21 protein-coding genes, 1 tRNA gene and 2 rRNA genes are annotated in these 21,748 nt (G+C 55.0%); 18 read left to right on the top strand and 6 right to left on the bottom strand.

Going from position 1 to position 21,748, the window contains the following annotated elements; all coding sequences use genetic code 11:
• Positions 1-12 precede the first annotated feature (12 nt).
• The 14 genes from MFP24_RS03365 to rpoS all read left to right on the top strand — a co-directional run bounded on the left by MFP24_RS03365 (position 13) and on the right by rpoS (position 12,320).
• Positions 13-747: a phosphoadenylyl-sulfate reductase gene (locus tag MFP24_RS03365; protein ID WP_249229252.1), complete on the top strand. Its 735-nt coding sequence runs from the start codon at positions 13-15 to the stop codon at positions 745-747.
• A 117-nt stretch (positions 748-864) separates the two neighbouring features.
• Entirely contained in the window at positions 865-2,301 is a 1,437-nt protein-coding gene (cysG, locus tag MFP24_RS03360; RefSeq protein WP_249229253.1) for a siroheme synthase CysG, read from the top strand.
• A 9-nt stretch (positions 2,302-2,310) separates the two neighbouring features.
• Entirely contained in the window at positions 2,311-3,219 is a 909-nt protein-coding gene (gene cysD, locus MFP24_RS03355; protein WP_249229254.1) for a sulfate adenylyltransferase subunit CysD, read from the top strand.
• Between the two features lie 11 nt (positions 3,220-3,230).
• A complete protein-coding gene (gene cysN / locus MFP24_RS03350) occupies positions 3,231-4,691 on the top strand; it encodes a sulfate adenylyltransferase subunit CysN (protein ID WP_249229255.1) in 1,461 nt (486 codons plus the stop codon).
• Positions 4,691-5,320 (top strand): adenylyl-sulfate kinase, encoded by a 630-nt coding sequence (gene cysC, locus MFP24_RS03345; protein ID WP_249229256.1) that lies wholly within the window; start codon positions 4,691-4,693, stop codon positions 5,318-5,320. Before cysN ends, cysC begins: the two co-directional genes overlap by 1 nt.
• A gap of 49 nt (positions 5,321-5,369) precedes the next feature.
• Positions 5,370-5,699: a DUF3561 family protein gene (locus MFP24_RS03340; protein WP_249229257.1), complete on the top strand. Its 330-nt coding sequence runs from the start codon at positions 5,370-5,372 to the stop codon at positions 5,697-5,699.
• Positions 5,700-5,864: 165 nt separating this feature from the next.
• On the top strand, positions 5,865-6,467 hold the full coding sequence (locus tag MFP24_RS03335) for a hypothetical protein (RefSeq protein ID WP_249229258.1): 603 nt from the start codon (positions 5,865-5,867) through the stop codon (positions 6,465-6,467).
• 161 nt (positions 6,468-6,628) lie between these two features.
• Complete coding sequence (ftsB, locus tag MFP24_RS03330) at positions 6,629-6,955, top strand: cell division protein FtsB (protein ID WP_249229259.1); 327 nt, start codon at positions 6,629-6,631, stop codon at positions 6,953-6,955.
• Between the two features lie 3 nt (positions 6,956-6,958).
• Positions 6,959-7,675 carry a 2-C-methyl-D-erythritol 4-phosphate cytidylyltransferase gene (gene ispD / locus MFP24_RS03325; protein ID WP_249229260.1) on the top strand — a complete coding sequence of 239 codons (717 nt, stop codon included), beginning with the start codon at positions 6,959-6,961 and terminating at the stop codon, positions 7,673-7,675.
• 20 nt (positions 7,676-7,695) lie between these two features.
• Positions 7,696-8,193 (top strand): 2-C-methyl-D-erythritol 2,4-cyclodiphosphate synthase, encoded by a 498-nt coding sequence (gene ispF / locus MFP24_RS03320; protein ID WP_249229261.1) that lies wholly within the window; start codon positions 7,696-7,698, stop codon positions 8,191-8,193.
• Between the two features lie 2 nt (positions 8,194-8,195).
• Positions 8,196-9,242, top strand: coding sequence for a tRNA pseudouridine(13) synthase TruD (truD, locus tag MFP24_RS03315; RefSeq protein WP_249229277.1), 1,047 nt, complete (start codon positions 8,196-8,198; stop codon positions 9,240-9,242).
• Between the two features lie 127 nt (positions 9,243-9,369).
• Positions 9,370-9,996: a protein-L-isoaspartate(D-aspartate) O-methyltransferase gene (locus MFP24_RS03310; protein WP_009111625.1), complete on the top strand. Its 627-nt coding sequence runs from the start codon at positions 9,370-9,372 to the stop codon at positions 9,994-9,996.
• A gap of 276 nt (positions 9,997-10,272) precedes the next feature.
• A complete protein-coding gene (nlpD, locus tag MFP24_RS03305; RefSeq protein ID WP_249229278.1) occupies positions 10,273-11,280 on the top strand; it encodes a murein hydrolase activator NlpD in 1,008 nt (335 codons plus the stop codon).
• A gap of 53 nt (positions 11,281-11,333) precedes the next feature.
• Complete coding sequence (gene rpoS, locus MFP24_RS03300) at positions 11,334-12,320, top strand: RNA polymerase sigma factor RpoS (protein ID WP_249229262.1); 987 nt, start codon at positions 11,334-11,336, stop codon at positions 12,318-12,320.
• Positions 12,321-12,384: 64 nt separating this feature from the next.
• On the opposite strand, the gene proS is transcribed toward rpoS, so the two are convergent.
• From proS to metN, 6 genes are all read right to left on the bottom strand, one after another.
• Positions 12,385-14,103 (bottom strand): proline--tRNA ligase, encoded by a 1,719-nt coding sequence (gene proS, locus MFP24_RS03295; protein ID WP_249229263.1) that lies wholly within the window; start codon positions 14,101-14,103, stop codon positions 12,385-12,387.
• A 146-nt stretch (positions 14,104-14,249) separates the two neighbouring features.
• A complete protein-coding gene (tsaA, locus tag MFP24_RS03290) occupies positions 14,250-14,960 on the bottom strand; it encodes a tRNA (N6-threonylcarbamoyladenosine(37)-N6)-methyltransferase TrmO (protein ID WP_249229264.1) in 711 nt (236 codons plus the stop codon).
• Entirely contained in the window at positions 14,957-15,361 is a 405-nt protein-coding gene (gene rcsF / locus MFP24_RS03285) for an envelope stress sensor lipoprotein RcsF (protein ID WP_249229265.1), read from the bottom strand. The genes tsaA and rcsF overlap by 4 nt, the downstream gene beginning before the upstream one ends.
• Before the next feature lie 116 nt (positions 15,362-15,477).
• Positions 15,478-16,293, bottom strand: coding sequence for a MetQ/NlpA family lipoprotein (locus MFP24_RS03280; protein WP_249229266.1), 816 nt, complete (start codon positions 16,291-16,293; stop codon positions 15,478-15,480).
• A gap of 64 nt (positions 16,294-16,357) precedes the next feature.
• On the bottom strand, positions 16,358-17,011 hold the full coding sequence (locus MFP24_RS03275; RefSeq protein ID WP_249229267.1) for a methionine ABC transporter permease MetI: 654 nt from the start codon (positions 17,009-17,011) through the stop codon (positions 16,358-16,360).
• Positions 17,004-18,035: a methionine ABC transporter ATP-binding protein MetN gene (metN, locus tag MFP24_RS03270; protein ID WP_249229268.1), complete on the bottom strand. Its 1,032-nt coding sequence runs from the start codon at positions 18,033-18,035 to the stop codon at positions 17,004-17,006. The genes MFP24_RS03275 and metN overlap by 8 nt, the downstream gene beginning before the upstream one ends.
• A gap of 178 nt (positions 18,036-18,213) precedes the next feature.
• Here metN and gmhB point away from each other — a divergent pair, with 178 nt between their 5' ends.
• The 4 genes from gmhB to MFP24_RS03250 all read left to right on the top strand — a co-directional run.
• The gene (gene gmhB, locus MFP24_RS03265; RefSeq protein ID WP_249229269.1) at positions 18,214-18,777 is read left to right on the top strand and encodes a D-glycero-beta-D-manno-heptose 1,7-bisphosphate 7-phosphatase; all 564 of its coding nucleotides are present in this window, start codon (positions 18,214-18,216) and stop codon (positions 18,775-18,777) included.
• Positions 18,778-19,157: 380 nt separating this feature from the next.
• Positions 19,158-20,699: ribosomal RNA gene (locus MFP24_RS03260) — 16S ribosomal RNA — on the top strand.
• Between the two features lie 179 nt (positions 20,700-20,878).
• Positions 20,879-20,954: transfer RNA gene (locus MFP24_RS03255), tRNA-Glu, on the top strand.
• Between the two features lie 210 nt (positions 20,955-21,164).
• Positions 21,165-21,748: ribosomal RNA gene (locus MFP24_RS03250) — 23S ribosomal RNA — on the top strand; the annotation flags it as partial.

The following is a 21,748-nucleotide window of genomic DNA, read 5'->3' as shown; positions in this document are numbered from 1 at the left end:
CAGGAGATCCTGATGGCTGAGCTTAATCTCGAAACGCTTAACGCGTTACCCAAAGCGGAGCAGGCGGCGGCGCTGGAGGCGGTTAACCATCGGCTGGAAGCGCTGTCCGCGCAGGAGCGGGTAAGCTGGGCGCTGGAAAACCTGCCGGGGGAATACGTGCTCTCCTCCAGCTTTGGCATTCAGGCCGCCGTGTCCCTGCATCTGGTGACGCGCCAGCGGCCCGATATCCCGGTGATCCTGACCGATACCGGCTATCTTTTCCCGGAAACCTATCAGTTTATCGATGCCTTGACCGAGCAGTTGCAGCTCAACCTTCAGGTCTACCGCGCGGCGCTGTCGCCCGCCTGGCAGGAGGCGCGCTTCGGTAAACTGTGGGAGCAGGGGGTTGAGGGCATCGAGCGCTACAACCAACTGAACAAGGTGGAGCCGATGAACCGGGCGTTAAGCGAGCTTGGGGCGCAAACCTGGTTTGCCGGCCTGCGGCGCGAACAGTCCGCCAGCCGCGGTCATCTGCCGGTTTTGGCGCTGCAGCGCGGGGTATTCAAGCTGCTGCCGATTATCGACTGGGATAACCGCCAGGTGTATCAGTACCTGAAACAAAACGGATTGAGCTATCATCCGCTGTGGGATCAGGGGTATTTATCCGTGGGCGACACCCATACCACCCGTAAATGGGAACCCGGCATGAGCGAAGAGGAAACCCGCTTTTTCGGCCTGAAGCGCGAATGCGGGCTGCACGAAGAGTGAATGGCTTTTCCCGGGTTATTCCATTACGGAACTTGTCATTCCAATTCGGCATTTCATAAGTGTTCTATCGGCACCGTATAGTCGCTTTATCTATTTTTTATATTTATTAAGGCATTTGTGAACTATCTCCCTTTGTTCGCTGACCTTCGGCAACGTCCGGTGCTGGTGGTAGGCGGCGGCGACGTGGCCGCGCGTAAAATCGATCTGCTGCAACGCGCCGGCGCCGAGATAAAGGTGGTGGCGCAGTCGTTGTCGGCGAATCTGGCCGAACGGCATCAGGCTGGGCGGATCCAATGGCTGGCGCAGCGTTTTACGCCGGAGTTGCTGTCCGGCGTGTTTCTGGTTATCGCCGCCACCGATGACGCAGAGCTTAATGCCGCCGTATCCGACGCCGCCAATCAGCGTCACCTGTTGGTGAACGTGGTGGACGACCAGCCGAAGTGTTCTTTTATTTTCCCGTCGATTGTCGATCGTTCGCCGCTGATGGTGGCGATCTCTTCCGGTGGGCAGGCGCCGGTGCTGGCGCGCCTGCTGCGTGAAAAGCTGGAGGCGCTGCTGCCGGCCAGTCTGGGAACCATGGCGCAGCTCGCCGGCGGCTGGCGCGAGCGGATCAAACAACGCCTGCATTCCATCGGCGATCGCCGGCGTTTCTGGGAGCGTCTTTTCTCCGGGCGTTTCTCCAGCCTGGTGGCGGCGGGGCAACTGTCGCAGGCGGAAGAGGAACTGCAAAAGCAGCTGGAACAACAGCAGCACGCGCAACGCCAGCCGGCGGAGGTGCGGGGGGAGGTGGCGCTGGTGGGCGCCGGTCCCGGCGATGCCGGGCTGTTGACGCTGCGCGGCTTGCAGGTTATTCAGCAGGCGGATGTAGTGCTTTACGACCAACTGGTCAGCGCGGACATTCTGGAACTGGTGCGCCGCGATGCCGAACGCATTTGCGTGGGCAAGCGCGCCGGCGCCCACTCCGTGACCCAGGAGGAGATTAACCGGTTATTGGTCTCACTGGCGCGGCAGGGCAAGCGGGTGGTGCGGCTGAAAGGCGGCGACCCGTTTATTTTCGGGCGCGGCGGCGAAGAGCTGCAACAGGTGGCGCAGGCGGGCATCTCCTTCCAGGTGGTGCCGGGGGTGACCGCGGCGGCCGGCGCCACCGCCTATGCCGGCATCCCGCTGACGCACCGGGATTACGCCCAGAGCGTGGTGTTTATCACCGGGCATTGCCGGCCGGACGGCGACGCGCTGGACTGGTCGACGCTGGCGCGCGGGCGTCAGACGCTGGCGATTTATATGGGCACGGTGAAGGCGGCCGAAATCGCCCGGCAATTGATCGCCCACGGTCGCGCCGCCGAGACGCCGGTGGCGGTGATCGGCCGGGGCACCCGGCACGATCAGCAGGTGCTGACGGGCACGTTGCGGCAGTTGGAACAATTGGCCCGGCAGGCGCCGACCCCGGCCCTGTTGGTGATTGGCGAGGTGGTGAACCTGCACCATCAGATCGCCTGGTTTGGTCAACTGACGGCGCGGCCAGAGGGTCGGCCGGCGGTAGTGAATTTGGCTTAAGGAATGGTTATGGACGAGAAACGACTTACTCATTTACGGCAGTTAGAGGCCGAGAGCATTCATATCATCCGCGAGGTGGCGGCGGAGTTCGCCAACCCGGTGATGATGTATTCTATCGGTAAAGACTCTTCGGTCATGCTGCATCTGGCGCGTAAGGCATTCTTTCCCGGATCGCTGCCGTTCCCGTTGCTGCATGTGGATACCGGCTGGAAATTCCGCGAAATGTACGAGTTCCGCGACCGCACGGCGAAAGCGTACGGCTGCGAGCTGCTGGTGCACCGCAACCCGCAGGGGGAGCAGCTCGGCATTAACCCGTTTATTCACGGCAGCGCCAAGCATACCGATATCATGAAAACCGAGGGATTAAAGCAGGCGCTGGATAAATACGGCTTTGACGCCGCTTTCGGCGGCGCGCGGCGCGATGAGGAAAAATCGCGCGCCAAAGAGCGTATTTATTCGTTCCGCGACCGTTTTCACCGCTGGGATCCCAAAAGTCAGCGCCCGGAGCTGTGGCATAACTACAACGGCCAAATCAACAAGGGCGAAAGCATTCGCGTATTCCCGCTGTCCAACTGGACCGAGCTGGATATCTGGCAGTACATCTATCTGGAAAATATCGATATTGTTCCGCTCTATCTGGCCGCCGAGCGGCCGGTTCTGGAACGTGACGGCATGCTGCTGATGGTGGATGACGACCGTATCGACCTGCAACCGGGCGAAGTGATCGAACAGCGCATGGTGCGCTTCCGCACCCTGGGCTGCTGGCCGCTGACCGGCGCGGTGGAATCCAGCGCGCAAACGCTGCCGGAAATTATCGAAGAGATGCTGATTTCCACCACCAGCGAGCGCCAGGGACGGATGATTGACCGCGATCAGTCCGGTTCAATGGAGTTGAAAAAGCGTCAAGGGTATTTCTGAGGAGTCGTCGAATGAACCAGGTTGTGGCAAAAGATACGGTTGTAAAAAATAGTGTAATTGCGAAACAGATTGCTGAGCAGGGGGGCGTCGAAGCCTATCTGCACGCTCAGCAGGACAAAACCCTGCTGCGTTTTCTGACCTGCGGCAGCGTCGACGACGGTAAAAGTACCCTGATTGGCCGTTTACTGCACGATACCCGGCAGATTTATGAAGATCAGCTCACCACGCTGCACAGCGACAGCAAGCGCCTGGGCACGCAGGGAGAAAAGCTGGATCTGGCCTTGCTGGTGGACGGCCTGCAGGCGGAGCGCGAGCAGGGCATTACCATTGACGTCGCCTACCGCTATTTCTCGACGGAAAAACGCAAATTCATTATTGCCGATACGCCGGGGCATGAGCAGTACACCCGCAATATGGCGACGGGCGCCTCCACCTGCGAACTGGCGATCCTGCTGATCGATGCGCGCAAGGGCGTGCTCGATCAGACCCGGCGGCACAGCTTTATCGCCACCCTGCTGGGGATCCGCGATCTGGTGGTGGCGGTAAACAAAATGGATCTGGTGGATTACCAGCAGGCGGTCTTTGAGCAGTTCAAACAGGACTATCTGGATTTCGCCCAGCAGTTGCCCACCGATCTGAACATCACCTTTGTGCCGATCTCCGCGCTGGACGGGGATAACGTCGCCGCGCCGAGCGCCGCGATGAGCTGGTACAGCGGCCCGACGCTGCTGGACGTGCTGGAAACGGTCAACGTGGCGCAGCGCAGCCTCAAGCTGCCGATGCGTTTCCCGGTGCAGTACGTGAACCGCCCGAATCTCGACTTCCGCGGCTACGCCGGCACCCTGGCGTCCGGCACGGTACAGGTGGGGCAACGGGTTAAGGTGCTGCCGTCCGGGGTGGAATCGACCGTCAGCCGCATCGTCACCTTTGACGGCGACCTGCAGCAGGCGCAGGCCGGCGAAGCCATCACCCTGGTGCTGGCGGATGAAATTGACATCAGCCGCGGCGATCTGCTGGTTGATGGCGGCGAAACCCTGAAGGCGGTGCAGAACGCGCTGGTGGATATCGTCTGGATGGCGGAACAGCCGCTGGTGCCGGGGCAGAGTTACGACATCAAGGTCGGCGGCAAGAAAGCCCGCGCCCGGGTCGAGAATATCCAGTATCAGGTTGAAATCAATACCCTGACGCAGCGGGTGGCGGAAAATCTGCCGCTGAACGGCATCGGGCTGGTTGAACTGACGTTTGACGAACCTCTGGTGCTGGACAACTATCAGCAGAATCACGTTACCGGCGGCATGATCCTGATCGATCGCCTGAGCAACGTCACCGTAGGCGCCGGACTGGTGCGCGAGGTCATTGAGCAGACCTATCAGGAACCGGGGGCTTACAGCGCCTTTGAGCTGGAGCTGAATGCGCTGGTGCGCCGCCACTTCCCCCATTGGGGCGCCCGTGACCTGCTGGGAGGGAAATAATGTCCCAACGCCCGCCGTCTTCACCGCCGCCCGCCGATGAGAACGTCGTATGGCATCCGCACGTTGTGTCGCGTCAGGAGCGCGAGCGTCTGCACGGCCACCGGGGCGTGGTTATCTGGTTTACCGGGCTTTCCGGCTCGGGTAAATCGACGCTGGCCGGCGCGCTGGAGCAGGCGCTGCATCAACATGGCGTCAGCACCTATTTGCTGGACGGCGATAACGTCCGTCACGGCCTGTGCCGCGATTTGGGCTTTAGCGATGACGATCGGCGGGAGAATATCCGCCGCGTCGGCGAAGTCGCCAAACTGATGGTGGACGCCGGCCTGGTGGTGCTGACGGCCTTTATCTCGCCCCACCGCGCGGAACGTAAAATGGTGCAGGACCTGCTGGCCGAGGGGCAGTTTATCGAAGTCTTCGTCGATACGCCCCTGGCGACCTGCGAAGCCCGCGATCCGAAAGGGCTATACAAAAAGGCGCGCGCGGGAGAACTGCGTAATTTCACCGGAATCGACGCGGTTTATGAAGCGCCGGACGCGCCGGATATTCATCTGGACGGCGAACAATTGGTAACAAATTTGACCGGCCAACTATTAGATCTGCTCAGCCGGCGGGCTATTATCAACCTCTGACGTTTTCTTCCTCGCCCTTGGGCGAGGAGGATAAATAAGGGGTGAAATTATGCAAAATGCCACTCAGCTAACGATCGGCAAGACCAGACCGGTGCGGGACGACGACGGCATCCCGCATCCGTTTATCGGAACCGTTGCCGGGTTTTCTTTTTATTGGCTGGCGTTCGCTATTCCCTTTATTGTTTACGGTCCCAACGCCACGTTTTTCTTTATGCTCTATACCTGGCCGTTTTTTCTGGCGCTGATGCCGCTGTCGGTCCTGGTGGGGATGGGATGCGGTTTTATGCTGGGCGGCAACCTCTGGCCTACCCTGGCGACGACAGGGCTGTCGGTCATTTCCCTGTACTGGCTGGTTTTCTCTTTTCTTACCGGCTGGTGATGCCAAATCAAAGTGGATACCATCTCATCTCCTTTCCTTGCAATAGAGATTACTTCAACAACATTTGCCTGCGGAGCAATATTCGCCATCCGCAAAATTTAGCTCAGGGGGGAAAATATGTGATTGGCACGATCCAATCCTTCTCTGCTAACTAAGGATGAAAAAATGTTAACTAAAGCATGCAAAGCGCGCCTTCAACATTGTAAAGAGTCTGAAGCGGCGATCAACAGCGCCAGCCGGGATGAGTTGGTAATGCTCAAAGATCGTCTAATGGCGGACATGGGGATGCCTATCGGGATGCACACCATCGGTGTTCCGCTGATTTTCAGCGTATTGTTCATGATTTTGAGCTTCTCCATACCTCAACTGTCTTTATGGTCGGCAATTCTGGCTTGGTTATCGCTGCCTCCTTATACCCTGTTTGCTTATATCGTCCCCGTAGCGCTTGTTTTCGCGGGAGCGAATAGCATTATCGTTTTTATGATAGCTCGTGGCTCCATGAGCGCGGTAAAAGCGCACATTTTCCTGGCGCAGGTGACATTTCTTTGCTCGGTAATCTATTTTATAAAATCATTGGTTGGCTATTTTAATGATGAGCCTTCTTCGGGGATGTATTTGTTGAGCGCGCTTCTGGGGATGGCGTTTATCAGTATCAGTTTTCGTTGCATCAACTCGGAAGCTTTTTTTTCGATGTTGAGTTACATGTTACATAACCGGGCATGGAGAAAATTGTTGAAGTTGAATCGACACGTCATCTCGTCACGCTAATCCCTATACCCATCAGTTGAACTGAGAACATACTTTTTAACAACGCCGTGATTTCTCCCTGTTATATACAATTCGTCTTCTTGCCGGAAAAGGATCTCGTCACACAGAGTGGAGTCAAAGCGAAAGTTATGGGATGATTAGGCGGCTTTTCAGGGGGCGGGATGGGAAAACTTACGCTGTTGCTATTAATAATACTTGGCTGGCTGCAGTATTCGCTGTGGCTGGGGAAGAATGGTATCCATGACCACGTGCGGGTTAACGCGGACGTTGTTGTCCAGCAGGGCAACAATGCCAAGCTGAAAGCCCGTAATGAACAACTTTTTGCCGAAATCGATGACCTGAACGGCGGTCAGGAAGCGATTGAAGAGCGCGCGCGCAATGAGCTGGGCATGATTAAGCCCGGTGAAAGCTTCTATCGCCTGGTGCCGGAATCCGGGCGCCGCACTGCAACGACCCCGTCATCTATACCTAACAATACGCCACGCTAACCAATGCTAAAACAGATTGCTTTTCAGCCAGAGGTTGTTGCTGTCTTACCCGCTGCCGGTAACGGCAGCAGGATGCAAAGCGATCGCCCCAAACAGTATCTGACCATCGGCAATAAAACCATTCTTGAGCATGCCATCGAGGCATTATTGTCTCATCCGCGTGTTACCCGGGCGATCGTCGCCATCAGCCCTGAGGATACCCGTTTTTATTCTTTGCCCATTGCCGCCGATCCGCGCGTCAGCGTGGTGAACGGCGGCAAACAGCGCGCCGATTCGGTACTGGCGGGGCTGCGGACGATCGCCGATGCCGACTGGGTGCTGGTGCATGACGCCGCCCGGCCCTGTCTGCATATGGACGATCTCGAACGGTTGCTGAGTATTACGGCGCACAGCGACGTCGGCGGAATTTTGGCGGCGCCGGTTCGTGATACCATGAAGCGCCGTGCGGGAACGGTGATAGAACACACCGTAGACCGCAGCGAACTGTGGCATGCCCTGACGCCGCAGCTGTTTCCATTAGCGTTACTGAAACGCTGTTTGCAACAGGCTCTGCACGACGGTGCAACGGTGACCGACGAAGCCTCTGCCCTGGAATATTGCGGTTATCATCCGCAAATCGTCAGCGGGCGAGCGGATAACATCAAAGTAACCCGCCCGGAAGATTTGGCATTGGCCGCGTTTTATTTAACCAACTTGCACCATAATGATTCTATTGAATAAATATATAAGGAGAGTGCGCGATGCGTATCGGCCACGGTTTTGATGTTCATAAATTTGGTGGAGAAGGTCCGCTGGTGGTCGGTGGCGTGCGTATTCCTTATACTCAGGGGCTGCTGGCGCACTCCGACGGCGATGTCGTGCTGCATGCGGTGACGGACGCCCTGCTGGGGGCGGCCGCGCTGGGCGATATCGGCAAGCTGTTTCCCGATACCGACGCGGCGTTTAAAGACGCCGACAGCCGCGGCCTGCTGCGTGAAGCCTGGGGGCGGATCGGCGAAAAAGGTTACCGGCTGGGTAATCTGGACGTCACGATTATTGCTCAGGCGCCTAAAATGGCCCCGCATATTGCGCAAATGCGGGTCAATCTGGCGGAAGATTTGCAAAGCCATATGGATAATGTGAACGTCAAAGCCACCACCACCGAACAGCTTGGATTTACCGGCCGTGGTGAAGGTATCGCCTGCGAAGCGGTGGCGTTATTGGTGAAAAGCGAAGCGGGTGAAATCGTCGCATGGTAGGCATGAAAAACGGCGAAGAGCTTACCTGGCTGCATGGCAAACCGCAGGCGTCGGGCGCGCTGAAGTCCACGGCGGAAGATTTCACGGTTATTGAGGATTTGGGTTTTCAGCCGGACGGCGAAGGCGAACATATCCTGACGCGCGTTCGCAAGCGCGGCTGCAATACGCAATTCGTCGCCGAAGCGCTGGCGAAATTTGCCCGCATCCCCGCGCGCGCGGTGAGCTACGCCGGTTTGAAAGATCGCCATGCCGTGACGGAGCAATGGTTTTGCCTGCATATTCCCGGTAAAGAAACCCCTGATTTTAGCCGTTTTACGCTGGAAGGCTGTGAAGTGCTTGAATTTGCGCGTCATCGCCGTAAATTACGGATTGGGGCGCTGCAGGGCAACGATTTTACGCTGATATTACGCCAGATAAGCGATCGGGCGGCGGTGGATGCGCGTTTACTGCGGATTGCCCGGGACGGGGTGCCTAACTATTTCGGCAGTCAGCGCTTTGGCAAGGGCGGTAATAACCTTGAACAGGCCCGTCTCTGGGCGAACAATGACATTCGGGTTAAAGAGCGCGCTAAACGCGGCTTTTATCTTTCCGCCAGCCGCAGCGCGCTGTTTAATCAGGTCGCCAGTATCCGGCTGGCGCAGCAGCGGGCGAAAACCCTGTTGTGCGGCGACGCCTTACAATTGACCGGCCGCGGCAGCTGGTTCGTCGCCAGGCCGGATGAGCTGGCCGCGTTGCAGGCGCGCCTTGATGCCGGGGAGCTGCAGGTGACCGCGCCGCTGCCGGGCGATGGCGCATTAGGCACGCAGGATGACGCGCTGCGCTTCGAGCAGCAGAGCCTGGTCGGGCAGGAGACGCTGCTGTCTTTATTGCAGCGTGAGCGGGTCGATCCGGCCCGTCGGGCGGTATTGCTGTATCCGCGGCAGATGCGTTGGGACTGGCAGGATGAGGTAACGGTCGAGCTGAAATTCTGGTTACCGGCGGGAAGTTTCGCCACCAGCGTGGTACGTGAAATAATGAACCTGCAGCAAGAGATGAATATCATCGACTGACGCGGCGCGGTTTATTTTCCTTGAACGAATGGTTGTGACAACGATGACGGCGGCGACGGTTTTGATCCCATGCGGGAAAAAAGGGCGCATTGACGACAAGGTTAACCAAAGCTGAGGTTAGCGGGGAATGGTGAACAAACGCATGCAAACGTTGCTGGCGCAGCTGCGTCAGCAGGGAATACAGGATGAGCGCCTGCTACGGGCGATGGAAGCCGTGCCCAGGGAACGCTTTGTCGACGAGGCTTTTGAGCATAAGGCTTATGAAAATACGGCGCTGCCGATAGGCTCCGGTCAGACGATTTCGCAACCCTATATGGTGGCGAAAATGACGGAGTTATTGGGTTTGACGCCGGTTTCCCGCGTATTGGAAATTGGCACCGGGTCGGGTTATCAAACGGCGATCCTGGCGCATCTGGTCAAGCACGTCTGTTCCGTCGAGCGCATTAAGGGACTCCAGTGGCAGGCCAAACGTCGTCTTAAACAGCTCGATTTGCATAATGTTTCCACCCGTCATGGCGACGGCTGGCAGGGCTGGGCGTCGCGCGGGCCTTTTGACGCCATTATCGTCACCGCCGCGCCGCCGGAAATTCCCCGGGCGTTGCTGGATCAACTGGATGAAGGCGGCGTGATGGTGTTACCGGTCGGCGAGCGGTCGCAAACGTTGCAGGTGGTTCAACGCCATGCGGGTGAGTTTATTATCCAAACGGTTGAAGCAGTTCGGTTTGTTCCGCTAGTCAAAGGCGAATTAGCCTGATACGGTTGCCGTACGCTGGTTTTATTGTCGGGAAGCCAAGATTTCAATACAACTGTTTTCTGGTACGAACTTGCTGATATTGCTAGCATTAGGCGACGGTTTTTGTCTCTCCGGTTTTACTTATGCGCCAATTGATCAACAAAAGGCGCTTTTCTCGTTCCGACTGACGAACAACACGCCCGATCTCAGCTATGCTGCAAGGGATGTGAGGCACAAATGTCTGAACTGATTACTGAATTTTATAGTTATGGGGGAGTAAGGCGCATGGGATGCCGAATGATTAATTTGCGTCAGATCGCTGCTTGTACGGCTGTTATTTTAGGATTGGCCGGATGTTCCAACAATGATTCCAAATCTGCGCCGATCAGCAGCGTCGGCGGAAATGCGGGCGGTAGCAGAGGCGGCATACTGTCTGCTTCCCCACAGATAACGAGTTCGGGTCAGTCGGCGGTGGCCACCCGCGACGGCCGTATCGTTTATAACCGCAGCTATGACAACATTCCCAAGGGCAGCTATAGCGGCGGTAATACCTACACCGTTAAACGGGGAGATACCCTGTTTTATATCGCCTGGATTACCGGCAACGACTACCGGGATCTTGCTCAGCGCAATAATATTCCGGAACCTTATAGCCTGAATGTCGGCCAGACGCTGAATCTGGGCAACACCGTGCCGGGCAGCATAAACAACAGCGGCGGCGCGCTGGCGGCAAGGGATGCGACGACGAGCGGCGTGCCTGTTCCGCCTTCCAGTAGCCAAATACAAACTACGCCGGTTGATTCTCAGTCAACGAACGCGTATTCTGATAACTCGGGTAAACAGAATGTAGGTAAGATGTTACCTACGACAGGGGCGCCAGCGACGGCTCCTGTTACCGCACCAGCGGCTGTTGCCAGCGGTAATACGGCCGCTGTCGGCAGTTGGCGTTGGCCCACCGAAGGGAAAGTCATTGATAGTTTCTCCGCATCAGAAGGGGGAAATAAAGGGATTGATATCGCCGGCTCACGTGGGCAATCCATCATAGCTACCGCCAGCGGGCGCGTAGTATATGCGGGCAACGCTCTGCGAGGTTACGGTAATCTGATAATCATCAAACATAATGATGACTACCTGAGTGCCTACGCCCATAACGAAAATATGCTGGTCCGGGAGCAACAAGAGGTCACGGCGGGGCAGAAAATCGCTACCATGGGTAGCACCGGCACCAGTTCGGTTCGTTTGCATTTTGAAATTCGTTACAAGGGGAAATCCGTAAACCCGCTGCGTTTTCTTCCGCAGCGATAAATCGGGCGGAATATTCCGGTATTCTGCCATGGGATCACGGGTAGGAGCCACTTATGAGCCAAAGCACGCTGAAAGTTAACGAGTTACATGAAGATGCTGATTTCGAAGAGAATGGACTTGATGTTTTTGACGATAAAGCGCTGACGGAGGAAGAAACCAGTGAGATAGCTGAAGAAGAGCTGTCATCACAGGGCGTTCCACAGCGTGTTTTAGATGCAACTCAACTCTATTTGGGAGAGATTGGCTATTCACCTCTTTTAACCGCGGAAGAAGAGGTTTATTTTGCCCGGCGCGCGTTACGCGGTGATATTCCATCACGCCGTCGGATGATTGAGAGCAACCTGCGGCTGGTGGTGAAGATCGCCCGTCGTTACAACAATCGGGGGCTGGCATTGCTGGACCTGATTGAGGAAGGCAATCTTGGTCTGATCCGCGCGGTTGAAAAATTTGATCCGGAAAAAGGATTCCGCTTTTCAACTTACGCCACCTGGTGGATCCGGCAAACGATAGAACGGGCAATCATGAACCAGACCCGAACTATTCGCCTGCCCATCCATATCGTTAAAGAACTGAATGTTTACCTGCGTACGGCACGCGAACTCTCTCATAAACTGGATCATGAACCCAGTGCGGAAGAAATCGCCGAACAGCTCGATAGGCCGGTAGATGACGTAAACCGCATGCTGCGTCTGAATGAGCGCATTACTTCCGTTGATACCCCGCTGGGCGGCGATTCGGAAAAAGCGCTGTTGGATATTCTGGCGGATGAAAAAGACAACGGTCCGGAAAACACCACCCAGGATAACGATATGAAGCAGAATATCGTTAAGTGGCTGTTTGAACTGAACGCCAAGCAGCGTGAAGTGCTGGCCCGGCGTTTTGGGCTGCTGGGATACGAAGCCGCGACATTGGAAGACGTCGGCCGGGAAATCGGCTTAACGCGTGAACGCGTACGGCAGATTCAGGTGGAAGGCTTGCGTCGTTTGCGGGAAATCCTGCAGGTGCAAGGATTGAATATTGAAGAGTTGTTCCGTGAGTAGCGTCGGCGGTCGGCAGGTCTTGACGGAATAAAAATGGTGGGGAAACCCACCATTTTTTATAAGATTAGCGAACGACGTTCGCCAGCAGGAAATCAATGATTTCGCTGGTTTTAATCATCTGCTTTTCACCGCTGCGGCGATTTTTATATTCAATCTCTTCATTGTCCAGATTGCGATCGCCGATGACGATAGTGTGCGGCACGCCAATCAGCTCCATATCGGCGAACATCACGCCCGGGCGCTCTTTGCGGTCGTCCAGCAGCACTTCGATCCCTTGTGCCCGTAATTGCCGATAGATATCTTCAGCGACTTCCTTCACGCGGAAAGATTTGTGCATATTCATCGGCAAAATGGCCACGTGGAAAGGCGCGATGGCATCCGGCCAGATAATCCCGCGATCGTCATGATTTTGCTCGATGGCGGCGGCCACCACCCGGGTGACGCCGATGCCATAGCAGCCCATCAGCAGGATCTGGTTGCGCCCGTCTTCTCCCTGCACCGTCGCTTTCAGCGCTTCGGAGTATTTGCTGCCCAACTGGAAAATGTGGCCGACTTCAATACCGCGTTTAATTTGCAGCGTGCCTTTGCCATCCGGGCTGATATCGCCTTCCACCACGTTACGAATATCCGCCACCAGCGGCAACGCGACATCGCGCTGCCAGTTGATGCCGAAATAGTGCTGGCCGTCGACGTTGGCGCCGGCGCCAAAATCACTCATAGCGGCAACGGTACGATCGACCACGGCGGGAACCGGTAAATTGACCGGTCCCAGCGAGCCGGGGCCGGCGCCCACAATGGCTCTGATCTCTTCTTCAGTGGCGAACGTCAGCGGACTGGCGACCAGGGCAAGTTTTTCCGCTTTAACTTCATTCAGCTCATGATCGCCGCGTACCAGCAGGGCAACCAGCTTATGGCCGCTTTCCTCCGCCGCCTTCACCAGCAGCGTTTTCACGGTTTTCTCTATGGGGAGCTTGAATTGCTCAACCAGCGCGGCGATGGTTTTGGCGTTCGGCGTATCCACCAAACGCAGTTCTTCCGTTGCTTCGGCGCGTCCCAGCTTGGGCGCGGTGGCTTCCGCCAGTTCAATATTCGCGGCATAGTCGGAGCCGGTGGAGAAAACAATATCGTCTTCGCCGCTGGCCGCCAGCACCTGGAATTCGTGAGAAGCGTTGCCGCCGATAGAGCCGGTATCCGCCTGAACCGCTCTGAAATCGAGATCCATACGGCTGAAGATTTTACTGTAGGCGGCGTACATCGCATCGTAGGTGACCTGCAATGATTCCTGCGAGGTATGAAAAGAATAGGCATCCTTCATCAGGAACTCGCGGGAACGCATCACGCCGAACCGCGGGCGGACTTCATCACGGAATTTGGTTTGAATCTGGAAGAAATTTAACGGCAGCTGCTTATACGAGCTGATTTCATTACGAATCAGATCGGTAATGACTTCTTCATGCGTGGGACCAAGAACGAACGGACGTTCGCCGCGATCGACAAGACGCAGCAGTTCCGGGCCGTATTGTTCCCAGCGGCCGCTCTCCACCCACAGATCGGCGGGTTGAACCACCGGCATGGAGACTTCGATGGCGCCGGCGTGGTTCATTTCCTCACGCACGATGGCTTCAACTTTTTTCAGAACCCGTAAGCCCGTCGGCAACCAGATATAAAGGCCGGAGGCCAGTTTGCGGATCATTCCGGCGCGGAGCATCAACTGATGGCTGATCACTTCCGCATCGGCGGGCGTCTCCTTCAGCGTGGAGAGCAGATATTGACTAGTACGCATGGTGTTTTAACTTCCGTTGGAAACGAAAATGACATCGGGCTGCGGCGCAGCCGAAAGCATAAAAAAGTGGCTTAGTTTACCAGTGTGGGGCGTTCGTCAAAAGAGAGTCGGCGGAATTAAAAAACGCTTTCGGGTTTTGACCTCCCCTAATCCGTTGTTTCAAGGCATAGCACTTCGGTTTGCCGGGCGGATACCCGCCAGCGAACGTTAAATTCCAGCAGCAAAACGGCATATTCCCGTGGGCTATCTTCGCCCTGGCGATAAGCCGGACGCGGGTCCTGCGCCAACACCTGGGTAATAAAGCGCTGCAGATTGGGATATTTCTTCTGATATCCGGCTATCTGCTTTTGCGCCAGCGGGGAGAAGGTTACCGCCATTTCGGCCTCTGGCGCCAACTGGGCGAAACCCGCCCGGGCCTGGGGCCGGCTTTCGGCAAAGGGCAGATAAGGTTTGATATCGATCACCGGCGTTCCGTCGACCAGATCCAGGCTTCCCAGCTCCAGCGTGACGGAATCTCCTGCGCTGCGGATGGTTTTCAGTTCGACCAGCGACATCCCAATCGGATTCGGCCGGAAAGTCGAACGGGTCGCAAAAACACCCATGCGGGCATTCCCGCCTAATCGGGGAGGCCGCACGGTAGGGCGCCAGCCTCCTTCCATGGTTTGATGGAAAACAAACAGGATCCAGATATGGCTGAAGTCAGCGAGTCCGCGTACGCATTCCGCCTGATTGTAGGGTGATAATAGCCGGAGTTCGCCTCCACCATCTTCAATCAGACCCGGCTGCCGCGGAATAGCGAATTTTTCTTTATAGGGCGAGCGGATAATGCCGATCTGATTGAAAACAAATGGGGTCATTGAGAAGACACTCTCAATGCGGTGCCCTGACAGACGGCCTGACGATAGCAGCCGGCCACGCCGCTGATAACCTGGCATTCATGCAGCAGAACGGCATTGGCTTTTATCTCCGCGGCCCGGTTTTGCATTCTTCTGCGGGCATTGGCGATATTGGGCGGCGCATCCTGGGCGCTTACCTGGCAAGATGAGCCGGATACTTCCCCCAGATCGCGGAACGGTTTACCAACCAGCTCTTCAGCGCTTTTGTATAACACTGCGGGAGCGGGACGCGGGACTGGCTTGGGTTTGGCAACCGGCTCTACTTTTGATTCGGCGGGTTGAGGCGCGGGCGCCGGTGACTTCTGCAACAGGGAACATCCTGTTAGCGACATGGCTAACAGCACAAGAGGTAGAGCACGCATAAAATTTCCTCTGCTTTTTATTTAAAGAGCGGATATTGAAGCAAGCTATTGCATAAATAACAAGACGGGCCGCAGCCCGTCTCAGCGATATACTTTATAAAGAAATAATAACTGGCTTACCAGCCTTTTACTGCGCCGCCGTTAAAGATTTTGTTGGCCGCGTCGTTCACTTCATCCGATTGATAAGCCTGAACGAATTTTTTCACATTCTCAGCGTCTTTATTGTCTTCACGCGCCACCAGCAGATTCACATAAGGAGAATCTTTCTCTTCGACAAATAAACCATCTTTGGTCGGCGTCAGATTAATCTGGCTGGCATAAGTGGTGTTGATGATAGCCAATGCAATCTGCGCGTCATCCAGCGAGCGCGGCAGCTGCGGTGCTTCCAACTCGACCAGCTTGAGGTTTTTCGGATTTTCGGTCACGTCCAGAACGGTCGGCAGCAGGCCGACATTTTCTTTCAGTTTAATCAGCCCCACTTTCTGCAACAGCAGCAAAGAGCGGCCCAGGTTGGTCGGGTCGTTTGGCAACGCGACCTGATCGCCGTTCTGCAATTCATCCAGTGATTTTATTTTCTTGGAGTAACCGGCGATGGGGTAAACGAAACTATTGCCCACGGAGACCAGCTTATAACCGCGATCTTTAATTTGCTGATCCAGATAAGGCTTATGCTGGAAAGCATTCAGATCGATATCTCCTTTGCTCAAAGCTTCATTAGGCAGCACATAATCGTTAAAGGTGACCAATTCGACGTCCAGACCGTATTTATCTTTGGCGACCTTTTGCGCAACTTCAGCCACCTGTTGTTCCGCGCCAACGATAACGCCCACTTTAATATGATTCGGGTCTTTCTCTTCCTGACCGCATCCCGCCAGAGCCAGGGCTCCAATCAATGCGCCGATGGTCGCGATGGACCGCAATTTAATAGCCATATCCTTAACCTCTAATTAAAAGTCTTTATGGCATGGGACCTAAGGCCCATGCGTGTTCTCACGCTTACTTATGCGTGACGGCCTTTACTGCCCGGTCGCCACAGAATTGGATCAGATAAACCAGAATAACCAGCAAGATTAATACCGTATTCATTACCGTGGCGTTATAGCCGATATAACCATACTGATAGCCAATTTGACCCAGTCCCCCGGCGCCAACGGCTCCGCCCATTGCAGAATAGCCTACCAGGGTGATGAGTGTGATGGTCGCGGCATTAATCAGGCCCGGCAGCGCTTCCGGCAACAATATTTTTCTGATGATTTGCATCGGGGTTGCGCCCATCGCGCGTGAAGCCTCGATCAGGCCGGTTGGAATTTCCAGCAGGGCGTTTTCCACCATGCGGGCGATAAAAGGCGCGGCGCCAACGGTGAGCGGGACGATTGCCGCCTGCAGGCCGATGGACGTACCCACGATAACCCGGGTAAAGGGGATCATCCACACCAGTAAAATAATAAAGGGAATGGAGCGGAAAATATTCACCAGGGCTGACAGCGCGCGATAAAGTTTCGGGTTGGCGATAATTTGCCCCGGACGGGTGGTGTATAACAGAACGCCGACCGGCAGCCCCAGAACAAAACCAAAAAAGCCGGAAACCAATGTCATTGCCACGGTTTCCCACACGCCGCGGGCCATTAACCACATCATGGCTTCAGACATAACCTAGCACCTCGATATTTGCATGGTGATCCTTCAGATACTGTATGGCTGAGGTGGTATCTTCCTCCCGGCCGTACATTTCCGCCAGCATGATGCCGAATTTAACCCCGCCGGCGTAATCCATCTGGGCGCTGATAATATTGTTATTAACGTTAAAACGCCGGGCGACTTCAGACAGCAGCGGAGCATCGACGGACTGGCCGCTGAACTCCATGCGCAGCAATGGCACGCTGCCTTCCCGCTGGGTTGGCGTCAGGCGGGCAAGATAGTCGTCGGGGATATCCAGATGCAGCGTGGACTGGATAAATGTCTGGGCCAGCGGCGTTTTGGGATGGGAGAACAATTGCCCCACTGTGTCCTCTTCAATCAGGCGTCCGCCGCTGATCACCGCAACCCGATCGCAAATTCGTTTTACCACGTCCATTTCGTGGGTGATCAGCAGGATGGTCAGATTCAGACGGCGGTTGATATCTTTCAGCAGCGCCAGAATGGAGCGGGTGGTCGCCGGATCCAACGCGCTGGTCGCTTCATCGCATAATAAAACTTTAGGATTACTGGCCAGCGCGCGGGCGATCGCCACCCGCTGCTTTTGCCCGCCGGAAAGGTTGGCGGGGTAGGCGTCATGCTTGTCCGACAAATCGACCAAATCCAGTAATTCATTTACCCGGCGCGTAATTTCCGCCTTGGGTGCGTTATCAAGCTCCAGCGGCAGAGCGATATTGCCAAACACGGTGCGCGAGGCGAGCAGATTAAAATGCTGGAAAATCATGCCAATCTGGCGACGCGCCTGCGTTAGCTGACTCTCCGTCAGCTGCGTCAGGTCCTGTCCGTCAACCAGAACCCTGCCTTGGGTCGGTCGTTCTAATAAATTGACGCAGCGGATCAGGGTACTTTTACCGGCGCCTGATGCGCCGATTACGCCGTAGATTTGTCCTGCCGGGACATGAAGACTGACATCCGCAAGTGCGGTAATTGCTTGGCCGTTTTGCTGGAAAATCTTGGTAATATTAGAAAGTTCAATCATATATTTTATTATAAGCGCCTATGGCTGGATAAATCAGATTCTGTTTAAGCAGAATGTTAGTCGGATGTTAGGGCGTCTAGACGTCCGAGTCAATCGGGATTGTCGTTACCCCGGCATTCTCTCGGACGATGAAAACATGCGATACTAGCGGTAATTTACGCCATCAGGAGCAAAGTAAGTGCCACAGCGTGTTGCAGCAATTTTTCTCGATCGTGACGGTACGATCAATATCGATCACGGTTACGTACATGAGATTGATCAATTCCAATTTATTGAGGGCGTCATCGATGCCATGCGCGAACTGAAAAGCATGGGGTTCGCATTAGTAGTGGTGACCAATCAATCGGGCATTGCCCGCGGCAAGTTTAGCGAAGAGCAGTTTATGCAACTGACGGAATGGATGGATTGGTCTTTGGCCGATCGCGGCGTGGATTTAGACGGTATCTATTTTTGTCCGCATCATCCTGAACAAGGGAATGAGGAATATCGCCAGGTATGCGACTGCCGCAAACCGCAACCGGGAATGCTGCTTTCCGCCCAGCGCCATCTGAATATCGATATGGCTGCCTCCTATATTGTTGGCGATAAGGCTGAAGATATGCAGGCGGCGATTGCCGCAGGGGTGGGAACAAAAGTTCTGGTTCGTAGCGGAAAGCCGATCACCGAACTGGGCGAATCTCTGGCCGATGGCGTCATCGACAGCCTTGCGGATCTGCCTCAGTGGATAAAAACGCGCATTTAATCGACCAGGTGGCTGAAAGTTGCGCAACCGGAAGAAAGTTCAAGATATTTGCTTGCGCTTCTGAATCTGCCCCCTATAATGCGCCTCCATCGACACGGCGCTGCGAATGCAAACCGGGTCGATAAGCAAGAGGAAAACGCTTAAAATAAGCGTTGACTCTGCAAGAGGAAAGCGTAATATACGCCACCTCGCGTTAACGGCTCAGGCCACGGCGCACTGCTCTTTAACAATTTAATCAGACAATCTGTGTGGACACTCACAAGACAATATCCGCAAACGATATAAAAAGTCTTGAAGAGTGACTGACAGTAAATTCATTACGAATAAACAGTTATAAATTCTTTGAGCATGCTATTAACGTAGCGAATCAAACAAATCTTAAATTGAAGAGTTTGATCATGGCTCAGATTGAACGCTGGCGGCAGGCCTAACACATGCAAGTCGAGCGGTAGCACAGAGGAGCTTGCTCCTTGGGTGACGAGCGGCGGACGGGTGAGTAATGTCTGGGAAACTGCCTGATGGAGGGGGATAACTACTGGAAACGGTAGCTAATACCGCATAACCTCGCGAGAGCAAAGTGGGGGACCTTAGGGCCTCACGCCATCGGATGTGCCCAGATGGGATTAGCTGGTAGGTGGGGTAAAGGCTCACCTAGGCGACGATCCCTAGCTGGTCTGAGAGGATGACCAGCCACACTGGAACTGAGACACGGTCCAGACTCCTACGGGAGGCAGCAGTGGGGAATATTGCACAATGGGGGAAACCCTGATGCAGCCATGCCGCGTGTGTGAAGAAGGCCTTCGGGTTGTAAAGCACTTTCAGCGGGGAGGAAGGCAACAAGGTTAATAATCTTGTTGATTGACGTTACCCGCAGAAGAAGCACCGGCTAACTCCGTGCCAGCAGCCGCGGTAATACGGAGGGTGCAAGCGTTAATCGGAATGACTGGGCGTAAAGCGCACGCAGGCGGTCTGTTAAGTTGGATGTGAAATCCCCGGGCTTAACCTGGGAACTGCATTCAAAACTGACAGGCTAGAGTCTCGTAGAGGGGGGTAGAATTCCAGGTGTAGCGGTGAAATGCGTAGAGATCTGGAGGAATACCGGTGGCGAAGGCGGCCCCCTGGACGAAGACTGACGCTCAGGTGCGAAAGCGTGGGGAGCAAACAGGATTAGATACCCTGGTAGTCCACGCCGTAAACGATGTCGACTTGGAGGCTGTGGTCTTGAACCGTGGCTTCCGGAGCTAACGCGTTAAGTCGACCGCCTGGGGAGTACGGCCGCAAGGTTAAAACTCAAATGAATTGACGGGGGCCCGCACAAGCGGTGGAGCATGTGGTTTAATTCGATGCAACGCGAAGAACCTTACCTACTCTTGACATCCAGAGAAGAGCCCAGAGATGGGTTTGTGCCTTCGGGAGCTCTGAGACAGGTGCTGCATGGCTGTCGTCAGCTCGTGTTGTGAAATGTTGGGTTAAGTCCCGCAACGAGCGCAACCCTTATCCTTTGTTGCCAGCGATTTGGTCGGGAACTCAAAGGAGACTGCCGGTGATAAACCGGAGGAAGGTGGGGATGACGTCAAGTCATCATGGCCCTTACGAGTAGGGCTACACACGTGCTACAATGGCGCATACAAAGAGAAGCGAACTTGCGAGAGTAAGCGGACCTCATAAAGTGCGTCGTAGTCCGGATTGGAGTCTGCAACTCGACTCCATGAAGTCGGAATCGCTAGTAATCGTAGATCAGAATGCTACGGTGAATACGTTCCCGGGCCTTGTACACACCGCCCGTCACACCATGGGAGTGGGTTGCAAAAGAAGTAGGTAGCTTAACCTTAGGGGGGGCGCTTACCACTTTGTGATTCATGACTGGGGTGAAGTCGTAACAAGGTAACCGTAGGGGAACCTGCGGTTGGATCACCTCCTTAAACTGAAGTGAGATATTGGAAAGTGCAGTGTCCACAACAGATTGTCTGATGAAAATAACGAGCAAGGCATTACCTCAAGGTGAGGGCGGTGACAACTAACCATGTCGCTTGATTTTTAGTGTAAAAATCTCGCCCTTACCCGAAATTATCGAATCATTGATTCGATAAGCAGATTTCGGGTCCCCATCGTCTAGAGGCCTAGGACACTGCCCTTTCACGGCTGTAACAGGGGTTCGAATCCCCTTGGGGACGCCATTCCGATAATGAGTGAAAGACATTATCACCGAATATCTTAAAGATGACTTTAACGAGTCGTGTTTAAGATATTGCTCTTTAACAATCTGGAACAAGCTGAAATTTGAAACGACGCAGCTGAACATTATCCGCGAGGGTAGTGGTTTTGTTGCGTCAGAGTCTCTCAAAAATCGCAGCGCGAATGTGTTTAAAGACACCTTCGGGTTGTGAGGTTAAGCGACTAAGCGTACACGGTGGATGCCTAGGCAGTCAGAGGCGATGAAGGGCGTGCTAATCTGCGAAAAGCGTCGGCAAGGTGATATGAACCGTTATACCCGACGATACCCGAATGGGGAAACCCAGTGCAATACGTTGCACTATCATCACATGAATACATAGTGTGATGAGGCGAACCGGGGGAACTGAAACATCTCAGTACCCCGAGGAAAAGAAATCAACCGAGATTCCCCCAGTAGCGGCGAGCGAACGGGGAGGAGCCCAGAACCATCATCAGTGTGTGTGTTAGTGGAAGCGTCTGGAAAGTCGCACAACAAAGGGTGATAGTCCCGTACACAAAAATGCACATGCTGTGAGTTCGATGAGTAGGGCGGGACACGAGATATCCTGTCTGAAGATGGGGGGACCATCCTCCAAGGCTAAATACTCCTGACTGACCGATAGTGAACCAGTACCGTGAGGGAAAGGCGAAAAGAACCCCGGCGAGGGGAGTGAAACAGAACCTGAAACCGTGTACGTACAAGCAGTGGGAGCCCCACCACCAAAACACTTCCGGGCCGAAAGGCGATGCGGATGTC

Source organism: Brenneria tiliae, from assembly GCF_023347575.1.
Taxonomy (GTDB): domain Bacteria; phylum Pseudomonadota; class Gammaproteobacteria; order Enterobacterales; family Enterobacteriaceae; genus Brenneria; species Brenneria corticis.
This window is presented reverse-complemented; position numbering and strand designations above follow the sequence as displayed.